The sequence below is a fragment of the Pseudomonas sp. HY7a-MNA-CIBAN-0227 genome, from assembly GCF_040310325.1.
In the GTDB taxonomy this organism is placed as follows: Bacteria; Pseudomonadota; Gammaproteobacteria; order Pseudomonadales; family Pseudomonadaceae; genus Aquipseudomonas.
In genome coordinates this window covers 1-408 of the sequence record NZ_JBEOPT010000044.1, presented here as the reverse complement: position 1 = coordinate 408, position 408 = coordinate 1, and the positions used below count along the sequence as shown (strand labels likewise).

The 408-nt window shown below is 57.1% G+C and carries 1 protein-coding gene; it reads left to right on the top strand.

The features are described 5' to 3' along the window. A partial coding sequence (locus tag AAEZ06_RS26885) for an Ig-like domain repeat protein (protein WP_350617107.1) occupies positions 1-408 on the top strand: 408 nt, incomplete at both ends.

Below are 408 nucleotides of genomic sequence, written 5' to 3'. Positions count from 1 at the left end.
CACACCGATCGACGGCAGCAAAGTCTTTGGTGAAATCACCAGCATCACCGGCACCGTTACAGGCGCTATCGGCGGCACCGTCACCGTTTCCAACGGTGGGAACGTGATTGGTACGGCTACCGTTGACCCGGATGGCAAGTGGGAACTGGAGCTGAAAGGCGACAACGCACTGGAAAGCGGTAAGCAAGAAATCACCGCAACCGTCTCCAGCAAGGCAGGCCTCACCGCGGATACGATCGATCAGGTCGACTTCACCGTTAAACCGCAGCCGCCGGTCATCGATATCAACCCTAACGTTCCTAAGTTGAGCGAAATCACAGGCACCGTTAAGGGCGCTAAAGCAGGTGACGAAGTCACCGTATTCAACGGCAAGACTGAGCTGGGCACCGCCACCGTTGGCGAAAACGG